At 50.3% G+C, this 11,331-nt stretch carries 12 protein-coding genes and 2 pseudogenes; 9 read left to right on the plus strand and 5 right to left on the minus strand.

The window, feature by feature from the left end; genetic code table 11:
- A pseudogene (locus ACUVQO_RS20530) lies at positions 1-455 on the plus strand (hypothetical protein); the annotation flags it as partial.
- A gap of 123 nt (positions 456-578) precedes the next feature.
- On the opposite strand, the gene ACUVQO_RS20535 reads toward ACUVQO_RS20530, so the two are convergent.
- Positions 579-1,856: an FIST signal transduction protein gene (locus tag ACUVQO_RS20535; RefSeq protein WP_445927692.1), complete on the minus strand. Its 1,278-nt coding sequence runs from the start codon at positions 1,854-1,856 to the stop codon at positions 579-581.
- Positions 1,857-2,179: 323 nt separating this feature from the next.
- Here ACUVQO_RS20535 and ACUVQO_RS20540 point away from each other — a divergent pair, with 323 nt between their 5' ends.
- From ACUVQO_RS20540 to ACUVQO_RS20570, 7 genes are all read left to right on the plus strand, one after another.
- On the plus strand, positions 2,180-2,401 hold the full coding sequence (locus tag ACUVQO_RS20540) for a Calvin cycle protein CP12 (RefSeq protein WP_233743571.1): 222 nt from the start codon (positions 2,180-2,182) through the stop codon (positions 2,399-2,401).
- Positions 2,402-2,556: 155 nt separating this feature from the next.
- The gene (locus ACUVQO_RS20545) at positions 2,557-3,159 is read left to right on the plus strand and encodes a DUF3177 family protein (RefSeq protein ID WP_445927693.1); all 603 of its coding nucleotides are present in this window, start codon (positions 2,557-2,559) and stop codon (positions 3,157-3,159) included.
- A gap of 8 nt (positions 3,160-3,167) precedes the next feature.
- Positions 3,168-3,461 carry a DUF7734 family protein gene (locus tag ACUVQO_RS20550; protein WP_445927694.1) on the plus strand — a complete coding sequence of 98 codons (294 nt, stop codon included), beginning with the start codon at positions 3,168-3,170 and terminating at the stop codon, positions 3,459-3,461.
- Between the two features lie 478 nt (positions 3,462-3,939).
- Entirely contained in the window at positions 3,940-5,493 is a 1,554-nt protein-coding gene (gene glmM / locus ACUVQO_RS20555; protein WP_445927695.1) for a phosphoglucosamine mutase, read from the plus strand.
- 244 nt (positions 5,494-5,737) lie between these two features.
- Entirely contained in the window at positions 5,738-7,132 is a 1,395-nt protein-coding gene (locus tag ACUVQO_RS20560) for a hypothetical protein (RefSeq protein WP_445927696.1), read from the plus strand.
- Positions 7,133-7,179: 47 nt separating this feature from the next.
- Positions 7,180-7,596, plus strand: coding sequence for a ribonuclease domain-containing protein (locus ACUVQO_RS20565; RefSeq protein ID WP_445927697.1), 417 nt, complete (start codon positions 7,180-7,182; stop codon positions 7,594-7,596).
- A gap of 512 nt (positions 7,597-8,108) precedes the next feature.
- Positions 8,109-8,546 (plus strand): barstar family protein, encoded by a 438-nt coding sequence (locus tag ACUVQO_RS20570; protein ID WP_445927698.1) that lies wholly within the window; start codon positions 8,109-8,111, stop codon positions 8,544-8,546.
- Positions 8,547-8,596: 50 nt separating this feature from the next.
- Here ACUVQO_RS20570 and ACUVQO_RS20575 read toward each other — a convergent pair whose 3' ends face one another.
- Positions 8,597-8,875 carry a hypothetical protein gene (locus tag ACUVQO_RS20575; RefSeq protein WP_445927699.1) on the minus strand — a complete coding sequence of 93 codons (279 nt, stop codon included), beginning with the start codon at positions 8,873-8,875 and terminating at the stop codon, positions 8,597-8,599.
- Here ACUVQO_RS20575 and ACUVQO_RS20580 point away from each other — a divergent pair.
- Entirely contained in the window at positions 8,861-9,004 is a 144-nt protein-coding gene (locus ACUVQO_RS20580) for a hypothetical protein (RefSeq protein ID WP_445927700.1), read from the plus strand. The genes ACUVQO_RS20575 and ACUVQO_RS20580 overlap by 15 nt on opposite strands.
- Before the next feature lie 63 nt (positions 9,005-9,067).
- Here the strand turns inward: ACUVQO_RS20580 and ACUVQO_RS20585 are convergent, their stop codons facing one another.
- The 3 genes and pseudogenes from ACUVQO_RS20585 to ACUVQO_RS20595 form a co-directional block, all read right to left on the minus strand.
- Positions 9,068-10,501 carry an aminopeptidase P family protein gene (locus ACUVQO_RS20585; RefSeq protein WP_445927701.1) on the minus strand — a complete coding sequence of 478 codons (1,434 nt, stop codon included), beginning with the start codon at positions 10,499-10,501 and terminating at the stop codon, positions 9,068-9,070.
- Positions 10,502-10,644: 143 nt separating this feature from the next.
- On the minus strand, positions 10,645-11,034 hold the full coding sequence (locus tag ACUVQO_RS20590) for a TetR/AcrR family transcriptional regulator C-terminal domain-containing protein (protein ID WP_445927702.1): 390 nt from the start codon (positions 11,032-11,034) through the stop codon (positions 10,645-10,647).
- A gap of 51 nt (positions 11,035-11,085) precedes the next feature.
- Positions 11,086-11,163, minus strand: a pseudogene (locus ACUVQO_RS20595) (TetR family transcriptional regulator); the annotation flags it as partial.
- Positions 11,164-11,331: the final 168 nt, after the last annotated feature.

Consider the following 11,331-nt stretch of genomic DNA (forward strand, 5'->3'; position numbering starts at 1 on the left):
TCTTGGGAAGCCCGCACCGTATGCGTAGCATCGGTGTCGGGAGGATGTCACTCAGCTATCCCCATCCCTACCGGATTCTGCATTTACAGGCGGATGAGGAAGGCCATTACCGCTTGCAAATTCAATCCGAACGGGTGGAGTCGGTGCCAGGTTGGGATGCTTTACAGCAAACTTCGCGAGATTGGCTGGGACTCCGATCGCCCTCCTTCATGCTGCAATTGCTTACCCAACCTCCCTTAAATCTGTCCCTGGATCAGGCCGAACCTCTGGTGCCCAGCCTGCGGAACTTTTGGGCTGATGTTGCCCACGGCGATTGCATTTTCGACTTTCCTCACTTTCCCCCCGCCGTTCGTCAGTTCTTCAATCGCTGCAGTGCGATCGACGAAACAGGCCAACCCCGGCTGATAGATAACGACACAACGCTAGTTCTGAAGAAGTTAAGAGTTAAAAGTTAAAAATACAGTTTTGCGGTAGTTTTTAGGGATCCTTGACCGCATACCACCCCTTTTCAGATCGATTGCGACTTCTCAAACATCCTCTTAACTTTCAATTCTTAACTCTTTAACTCTTGACTCCGCTTACGTTTGCCGGAAGATTCCAAACACTGACGTAAATCCATGCATATAGGTACTACCCCCAACAGGGCCAATTTCACCAGCGCAGAAGAAACCACTCAAGGGAACAGTGGGGAAGAAGTGGCTGAAGACGTGAGAATCAAAATCAGCTTCCCCGTACAACCCTTCGCCTCGACCTGTGCAGGAAAACATCAAGGCTCCAATGGCAGGCCCTTTTTCTGGGCCGCTGGTTTGCTGATAACGGTGGAGCAGTGTCTCTAAATCTTCTGCAGAAGCTTTGGAGTCCCGTAGGTGGAACTGGACGCGCTGACCGGGACGAATTCGATCGCCAATGGCGATCGCCCCTACTCTGGGATCTACGCCAATCAGTTGCCGGATCAGGAAATCCCCTTGTTCCAGGGTTTGCTTGAATTCACTTTGAGCGATGCCAATAAACAGGGAGTGTTGGGCCAAAGCCCGATCTTCCTCACTTAAGCTTTGAATTAACTCCTGAAGCACTTCTAAAGGAGGACGTTTTTGGGATACAACAGCACTCCCACCTGAAGACGCAGTTGTTGAACTGGGATGTTCTTCCAGGGCTAATAAAATATTCCGTTCGCCTTCCGTCACCAGATAAGGTTCGCCGATCGGTCGGCATCCCTGAGCGACGATCGCATCCAGCACAATATTACCGCTGAGGGCCAGTCCCACCATCCCTTCGCGATGGAGGCGGTAGTTACAGAACAGGCCACCTCCGTGAGCCGTCGTACTGCCACTGGCTAATCCACCTACTTTGGTTGACCCGGCATAGGCAAAATCCAGCCCTTGCAACAGGTCATTTAAGCGGCCAAATGCAGGATCGGCCAGCAAAATAAATTGGGGTTGTTCCGCCGGAGAGATGCCAATCAAATCCACCCAGGTATTGGGCGGACTATCCAGATCGGGTAATTCATCGGCGGATAGATGAAAAGAGTGAACGTTGACACCAGGAAGACTGGCAAGGGTTAGGGAAAGGGCGGGTTCTCCTTCAATTTCGCGGATTAGTTGGTAGGAATTCATCCCAACTACGCCCGCGCCCCCACAGCCAACCAGGGCAATATCGGGCAACCGCTCTTTCAACAGCGGCATGAGCCGGGAATATTCACTAGCAAAGGCTGAGGAGATAAACACCAGCCCCAGGTTGGCCGGAGTCTGCAATGCGGCCTGTGTCTGCTGCACGACTTCTGCGATCGCGGCTTCCAGGGAAGGGCGGGTGGATAAGGCACTAACCCATTGGGTTGGGGTTCCTGTCGGTACTGCCATCACATCTCTCCATCTGACCCGTGCAAACTACCAAATCAAATTATGCTGGATTAACCTTGACTTAAAGACGTGCTTTTAGCGATATTCCCGCTTTAGGCTGCATTCTTTACTTTAGGAGACATTTTTACAGAATGTTGGACGAAAGACTACCGGGTTCGTACAACACAAATCGAGTGACTTCAGGCTAGTTTGGCATTAACATTATGTTACGTCGATACCTTAGCCGGTCTGTTTGCCCGCTAAAACCGGATGCAAACCTTAAGAGATTCGGCTAGGGAGTCCTTAATATGCTATTACCTCTGTATCACTAACAGACAGATCTCATGAGTGACATTCAGCAAAAAATTGATGAAGAGTTGCAACAGGCCCGTGCCGTTTGCGATGTAAAAGGTAGCACCTCTCCTGAGTGTGCAGCGGCTTGGGATGCCGTTGAGGAACTGCAGGCTGAAGCGTCTCATCAGCGGCAGACGAAGCCCAAGAATTCTCTGGAGCAGTATTGCGACGATAATCCAGAAGCCGTTGAATGCCGGATTTATGACGACTAAGGAGTGATTTTCTCCTGATGTTAAGGCTGTTAATCGTTCATTTTCGTATTTCTCCGAAGTTTGAGTAGCTTAAATGCTAAAGAGCATTCTGGCTACTCATTTTTTCGGTCTGGCTTTTGGCAATTCTAGCGTTTGATTGTTGAGCATCCATCCCTATGCAAAGCCCTCCCTGGCTCCCTTCTCTCATCTGGACTGATTATCGATTGGCGCTGTTATTCACCGTTATCTGTCCGCTGGCTCTCTTGATCTGGGCCTTGGTGGAGAAATCAGAAGCGGTACAGCATTTGCTATTCATCTATTGGCGAGTGGCCAGTTTGATAGCGATCGCCATCTATCTCATGATTGGCGCAGTTCCAGTGGGCTTTTTTGCTGCATGGTTTGCCCGAATTTTGATCCCCATTTCCCTCTGGTTCTGGGTGGATTTGAACGAGGAGATTACTGAGTTGCCTCAGAAGCGGCTAGGTTTGGCTGTTAGAGCCTGGCGTTGGGGGATCAGCGCATATTGCCTAGTGAGCGCGATCGCTCTGGCCCCAGCACTGCGCTGTGCATTTCTACCTTCCAAAGCAATGGTTGATCAGTCCTTCTGCCGGATCTGGTTAGATGCTCCCTGGCTCTTCCGAGAATTTTTCAATGCAGGGATGAAGCCTTACACCCTGGGATTATTGGCTGCCCTGGCTTTAGGAGTTTATGTTGTCTATCTAGCCTATTTTGTATTTTTTCGCTTGGGCAAGCAGGGCCGTTCTGCTGCCGGACTATAGAGGCTCGTATGACCCCCCTTTTTCGACTGGAACAGTACACTCTCAAACACCCTCAGGAAGTGCTTCTCGTAAAGGCTGAGGTGAATGGGAAACCGGATGAGATCATGGTCTTTAAAGGCTTTTCCAGTTCCCTGATGTGCTCTACTGCCTTTGATCCAGATATTCCAGTCCTTCCGGCTCATGCAGAGATTATTCAGATCGATCGCGCCTATAGTCCCTACAATCCCGATATGCCTCACTACATTCAACAAGGGTTGACGTGGGAAATGATGCAGGCGCTGTTAAAGGAAGTGGGAGTTTAGGTCTGATACTGCCCGTAGGCAACTTGAGATAATTAGACGGCAAAAAATAGCAATTTCTTTAGTGCCAGCAATAGATGCCAACCTTGGCTAAGCCTTGCCCAAGTCCAGAACCATAGTTTCTTTCAGTTAGGAAAATGACCGTTCTCTAGTTGGCCTTGGTTTAGAAGGCTTTTCGTTTGATTTCTATACATGATCAACGGCTCATAAAGTATCAATAAAGTCCAGTAGAATCACTTAACGCCTGTTTGCCTCTAGGCTATCCTCTAGAAACAGCAAATCCTTTGTGAAAGGTAGTCATTGAGAATTTCTACTTGAGAATTTCCATATACAGGGTGTCCTGCAAACCTGGCAATGAGCAGCAAAAAGTCTGGCTATCAACTGGTTGCATGAAAGTTGAGACCTGGAGACTTTGGGAATAAGCTCCATTAGTTACAGAAAGTGTTATCTTCCTCTGTGTGTAGTGTGTGGAGTTGTAGGTATGGTTTCATCCCCTGTGAAAACTCAGGAGTCTGGTGTTCTGAATCCATCTATAAATGGGGTTCAGACAGCTCAATCGGATTTGCGGGACTCTTTAGTCACATGGCTACCCCAGAAAAGTAAGGGACAGGCCACTATTCCAGTTATCAAATCAAGGTTGGAGTGGGGAACCTTATCCCTCCCAGAAAACCGCTTATTTGGTACTGATGGGATTCGAGGACGGGCCGGAGATTTGCTGACTCCTGCACTGGTGCTTCAGCTTGGCTTTTGGGCAGGACAGGTATTACAAACTCATGCGACCAAACCAGGGCCTGTGGTGATTGGACAGGATTCTCGCAATTCCAGCAGTATGCTGGCAATGGCTCTGTCGGCTGGACTGACGGCAGCAGGCCTGGAAGTATGGGATCTGGGACTGTGCCCGACTCCAGGGGTTGCCCATCTCACTTCTAGCACAGAGGCGATCGGTGGCGTGATGATTTCTGCCAGCCACAACCCGCCAGAAGATAATGGCATTAAGTTTTTTGGTGCTCAAGGCAATAAGCTCCCACTAGAAGCTCAGGAACAAATTGAAGCAGCCCTGCGAGGCCAGACGGCTGAACTATCAGTAGTCACAGATAAATGGGGCCAGCGCTATCAACGACCAGAGTTATTGCGGGAGTACTGCACCTCCTTAAAAGAGCCTTTAATAACCGCTCAGGGAGATTCCACACCTCTTAAAGGAATGCGGATTGTCCTGGATTTAGCCTGGGGGGCGGCGGTAGAACTGGCTCCTAGGGTTTTTCAGGCTCTTGGAGCGGAGGTGATCTGTTTGCACGATCGTCCCGATGGCGATCGCATTAATGTCAACTGTGGCTCCACCCACCTGGGCCTTTTGAAGGATGCTGTGATGACTCACAGGGCAGATTTAGGATTTGCTTTTGATGGCGATGCCGATCGCGTTCTGGCAGTCGATAATCAGGGCCGTGCCGTGGATGGGGACTACATTCTCTACTTGTGGGGCATGGTGCTACGACAGGAAAATCGGCTTCCCGGTCAAGCGATCGTCGCAACGGTGATGTCCAACCTGGGATTTGAGCGGGCCTGGGAACAACAGGGAGGCACTCTAATCCGGGCAGCGGTGGGCGATCAGTACGTCCATGCGGAAATGCTGCGTCATGGAGCTGTCCTGGGGGGAGAACAATCCGGCCACATCCTCTGCAGGCACTTTGGTGTGAGTGGCGATGGTTTGCTAACGGCTCTCCACCTGGCGCAATTAATTCAACAATCGGGCCTATCTCTGGCCGATCTGGTCAATCAAAGCTTCCAGACCTATCCCCAAAAGCTGAAAAATGTGCGCGTGGAAGATCGTGTCCGTCGCCTGCAGTGGCAGGAGTGTGAACCATTGAGAAGTGCGATCGCCCAGGCAGAAGCAGCCATGGGAAATCAAGGACGGGTATTGGTACGAGCATCGGGAACAGAACCCCTGATCCGGGTCATGGTCGAAGCTGTGACTCATCAACTGGTGAATCAGTGGACGGAAGCGCTAGTTAAAGTGGTGGAGCAGAATTTGGCTTAGTATCTATCCCTTGAGCTACACATAAATCAGCACGTTGTGTGTTGTCTCCTCACTTCTGGGCATCCTGGAGGTGAGGGGATGCAGTACTCTTGACGGAATTTGAGACCTAAACTAGATATAGGGGCAAACACACGGCAGGAGGCTTTTCCACAACGGTATCAAGTTATGTCACAACTTCGAACTATTCCTGATACCATTTCAAAAAACCCAGTGCACCGCACTCAAGATGAGTAGAGACTCTGCCATGAGTTCAGGACAAGATCAGGGATTTGGGCAAGATTATGAGCGTTGTTTTGATGAATTAAATCGCTCTATCCGGCAACTCAACGGCACAGCAGATCCTGCCCAGTTGTCGATTACGGCTGAACTCATCATTCAAACCATGTCTGGCCCCTGGCGATACTTTCATACGCCCCAGCATATCTTTGAGGTGGGGGAAACCGGGGACGCGATCGAGGTCTTATCAGCGCTATTCCACGATCTAGTGTATGTACAGGTGGATCAGTGGGTAAGTTTCAATGTTAGCCGCTACATTTCCCCTTTTGTGAAAGAGATTGGTGGCCAACTAGTGATTCTAGAACGCTGTCAACTGCCCAACGATCCGTTGTTTGAACTGGTATCTCAGATTTTTGGCTTTACTCCTGGGCAAACTCTGATGCCCGTAGCGGGACAAAACGAATTTCTCAGTGCCGTCGTTGCTGCCAAATGTTTAGAACACGCCCTGCCCCTGGATGCGATCGCCAAAATTTCTGCTTGTATTGAAGCCACCATTCCTTTTCGGCCTAAATCTGATGCAGGGCAAAGTGCGGCTGAACTGCTGTTCGATCGGTTAGTGAAAACCAATCAAAACATTGGTTTGGGCTGGAGTGAAACTGAGGTGCATGAAGTGGTGGAGCGGGCGGTACGGCTGGCCAATCGGGATGTGGAAAATTTTGCCTATGAGTCTTCAGCCGAGTTTCTGGACAATACCTGGAACCTGATGCCAGAAACCAATCACGACCTGAGCGCGAATCTCTACACTGTTTCTGGCTTCCGCACGTCCTTACAAAAGATGGAAGGCTTTATGAATTTCCTGAAGCCCGAACTCGTCTTTCAGCGGTATCGGAATGAACCGGATCCAGGCACCTATCAACGGTTGATTACTCAAACTCAAAAGAATCTGGAAGTGGCACGGCTCTATCTGGGCAGTAAGTTGTTGTCGATCGCGGTGATTGAAGCCCTTTCTCAGCGGATCGGCCAAGACATTCCCTTAGCAACCATCATGGGTGAGCTACCCGGACGAGGATTACCTGGTGCCCAATTGGAGAACTTCCTGCCTCGGATTCCTGTCACTGTGCTGCCAGCGAATGATCTGGAACACGAAGTCTTGGCGCTACTAGAGAAAGGCCGCAGCAAGTCCTCCAGTTATGATGTTCGCAATTCTCCCGTAGCCACCTACATCATTAAATCCATTGGCTTTGATGAAGCGAAACGGCTACTGGTGCAGGCGAAGGAGTACTTCAAAAAGACGATCGGCCCAGAGGAATTTTTGGCACTGTGCGATCGATCCGTAGTGGAAACCATCATCAAAGGGGTGGTGCAGGTCTTTGAAAAGCGCAAAGCTGCTATGGCTGGAATCAATGTTCCCGTCACCGTGTAAACTGAAGCATTCCTTCAGTTGAGTGTCACTCGTTTGACACTTGCGGCATGACTCTGATGCATCAAGGCACTCGCTTCCTGTTGTCCACCCTGACAGCTCTTTGTCTAGGGACAACGGTTGCCGTTCCGCTTTCTGCTTTCCCTGTGACCAATAGTGCAGGATTTACTCTGGCTCGTAAACCAGCGTCAATCCCTATTGTTGCCATCACTCAACTGCCGGTTGAAGTCAAAACGACGATCCAGTTGATTCAAAAAGGAGGGCCATTTCCCTATCGAAAAGATGGCACGGTTTTTGGTAATCGAGAACAACGGTTGCCCTTTAAACCCTATGGTTACTACCGGGAATACACTGTCCCCACTCCCGGTTCTCGCGATCGGGGCGCACGCCGCATTGTCACAGGCCAGAGCCAGGAATACTATTATACGGGCAACCATTACCAGAGTTTTGTCAGAGTCAAATTTTAAGGTCTAAGTAAACAGACAGAATTAAACTGAGCATACAGAAACTCCCGATCTTCCTCCAAGGCTGCTGTGTATCCCGTAAGTCTCGCTAGATCCGACCCTTGGGGGGCTGCCCCCAAACCCCCCGAAATCAGGGGACGGCCGCGTCCCCCGAACCCCCTCCAGAAGGGATTGATAGTCGGTGTAAAAGTCTTTGGTACACCCAAATTGTATTGGTCTACGAGAGACTTTAGGTGCAGGCAAGAAATACCTTTCGGGGGGCGTGGGGGAGTTAGGCCCCCAAAAAGCGAGGGGCCGGAGGGAAGTCCCCCGGTAAAAGTCTGCTAACGAAGCTAAAGAGTTTAAACCAAGTCCAGCTAGAGAACTGGAGTTTTCCTATCAGAGAAACTACGGTTCTGGACTTGAACAAGGTTTATATGCGGCAACTTGTTGAAAAGGAACCTACGAGCGAGGAATCGCAATCAATTTCAAAATCACTGACTGACAAAATCACTCTCTATAGCATCAATGCCTTTATGAATAAAATTACGATTGCTCTAGCAGGCAATCGCCCTCCTGGTCTGTATCGCGTCCCACCCCCTATCGATCGCGAGGCTCTGGCAACTTTCTGTCAGAACCATAATTTGCACCTGATCTGCCTGGACGGGGAAAACATCGCCACTAAGACAGAATTTTTGCAAGCGGCAGCGCAAGCCCTCCAGTTTCCAGATTATTTTGGCTATAACTGGGATGCCTTTGAAGATTGTCTGACAGATTTCGATCAACTCAGCGACAAAGGCCACATCTTGCTCTATACCCAGCCAGAAAACTTTGCCACAGCCAATCCCAAAGATTGGAATACCTTGCTGGCAATCTTTCGCACTGCTGTTCAGGACTGGCTCCAGGGCAATCTCTCCCTCTATGTCTTGTTTGAAACCACCAGTTCACTGTTGGGTGAGGTAGACGTTCTGTAATGCAACCGTTTGTGACCCAATTGCGAGTACGCCACTACGAAATGAATTTACTAGTCACAGCGGAAGCCACCGCAAACCATTTCAGCAATAAAGAGTGATCCGCTTCTGTTGCCAACCTGAGATGACCTTTCGCAAAAGCTACCAATTTCGCCCGAGTTAAGAATTTCACTGTTGTCGTCAGTGGTACGAGCGACCAGATAAGGAGGGTCAGGATAGTGATCGGGATCATGCAACAACGTATGAGAAATTCCCAGCAATAGATTATGCTCAGCCTCATACTGCAATAAGTAATTCTCATAAGACAGTTCAAAATTGTGATTGAGAAACATCCGGATGGATATGTTGCCTATCCTGTTGGCATTGTGGGCGCGATCGTTGGGCAGGGAGAAACTTATGAAGGAGTCTTGGCTGATGTGAAAGCTGCGATTGCCTGCTATGCAGAGGTCTTTGGCAAGTAAATGCTAAATGGCACCTTCCAGTAGAAGAATTTTGGGGGCTAACGATCGAAGCTGAAGGCAATCTCAATGGCTAATCAATTGCTCGATCGCATCCGCCTGGGTCGACAAATCCTTCGTCAATATCTCTGTACCCGTTTCCGTCACCAGCACATCATCCTCAATCCGAATTCCCCGCACATCTTGAAATTCCGCCAACCGCTCCCAATTCACCACATCACGATAGGTTTCTCGTCGATCGGGATCACTGAGAATCGCAGGCACCTGATAAAAGCCTGGTTCGATCGTCACCAGCATTCCCGGTTGCAACGGACGATCCAGCCGTAGATAACAGAGGCCAAAGCGATCGCTCCTCGTTCTGCCCTCCGCATAGCCGGCCAGATCCCCCAGATCTTCCATATCATGCACATCCAATCCCAGCAGGTGGCCCACCCCATGCGGGAAAAATAAGGCATAGGCATCTCGCTCCACCAAGTCCTCAGCCTTGCCCCATAAAATTCCCAGATCCAGCAATCCTTCGGCAATGGTCTGAGCCGCCAGCAGATGAATATCCCGGTATTCCACCCCCGGACGCATCGCGGCAATACAGCGATCGTGGGCATGTAACACCACCTCGTACAGCGATCGCTGAGTCGGGGAAAATTTTCCTGAAACGGGCCAGGTGCGGGTAATATCCGAGGCCCAACCGGAGGCAACTTCTGCCCCCACATCAGCTAACAGTAGATCGCCCGATCGCAAATCATGGTGATAGTGATTGTTGTGCAACACCTCGCCATGAACGGTGACAATGCTGTTATAAGCCGTCGTTGCATTATGGGCCAGAATTACGGCTTCCATGGCCGCCCGCACTTCCGCTTCCGTCTTCGCTGTTGGGGTCGTCCTCATTCCCGCTTTGTGAGCCTGGATGCTGATCGCCGCTGCCTGACGTAATTCTGCCAGAGCATAGGTGTCATGAACCAGACGGAGCGCCACGATCGCCTGCATTAACTGCCGATCTAGGGAGTCGGATGCATCAATAGGAGCGATCGCCCGGTTCAACAGTTGAGATTGCAGCGCTTGAGTAGCCCTATCCTGAACTGGAATCGTGGCACAGCCTGCGGTCATGCGTTCCAGATCAGCCAGTGGATAAACAGCGTCAGCTCCCATCTGGGCTGCGATCACCTCTGGGGTTGGTGATTCTCCATGCCAGAGAGTACTCGCCGGACTGCCAGCGTCCATAAATAGAGTCAACTTTCCCTGCTCTAAACGAATGGCAGCATTTTCCAGCGGCAATCCGGCAAAGTAAAGAAAATGACTGCTGGCCCGAAACGGAAAGATATTCGCCGGAAAATTGCGAGAACTACTTTGACCGGACCACAGCAGCACGGGAGTCGGAAACTGGGTAGCTAACTTCTCCCGCCGTTGTTTCAGGACTTGGGGCAGTGACTTGCGATCGGTCATTCTGTCTAACTCTTCATAGATCAAGTACTCGTCAAAAGTGAGTGTCTGCTTGGTGGTCATGCCCTTGCCTCCTGACGGCTTTATATTCTGGCAAAGATCTCACATTTCACCACTCAAATTCCCACGTAGGATTTGGTAGAGCATCGCGATGCATCCTTCAAGCCTTGATGCATTACGGCTAACGCGTCACACATCCTAAAAACTTAAGATTCGGGGTGAGCCAGGACACCATGCAGGAAAATATCCGCTAATCCTTCTGCCATGGATTGCATTTCGGCAGCGGCGGCTCCTGGGGGCATAATCGTGCTCTGGCTGAACCCCGCGATCGCAAACATCCCCAAAAATACACGAGCTACCATCTTGGCATCCATTGGCCGATAGATGCCCTGATCCATTGCCGTTTGAAAAAATGCCTCGGCCACATCGGTCATTTTGGCAATCACTTCCGTCTGAATGTGATCCCGCAAATCCGGATGAAACTGGGCCTCCATAAAGCACACCCGCAACATATCCGCATTATCGTGCAGATGTATCATCCGTCGCTTCATCACCTGGGCCACGGCCTTGTAGCTCTCCATGCTACTCAATTCCATAAGCAGATCAGTAAGAATCTCCACCCACCCCTGAGTCGCGACTTCAATGAGAATCGCCTTTTTATTGGGAAAGTGGCGAAATAGGGTGCCCTCAGCAACATTCGCCGCTTCTGCCAGATCACGAGTTATCGTGCCATCATGGCCCTAACGAGAGAATAATCGTAAAGCCGACTTGAGAATACGGGTGCGGGTTTCAGATTCTGAAGCAGAGAGGGGGTAAGAGATCCGCATAGAGGCAAAGGTTGAACGAAATCAGCCTGCACTCCCCCATCCTCGCGTAGCAGGTGGGGGTTAAGG

The organism is Leptodesmis sp., from assembly GCF_052746595.1.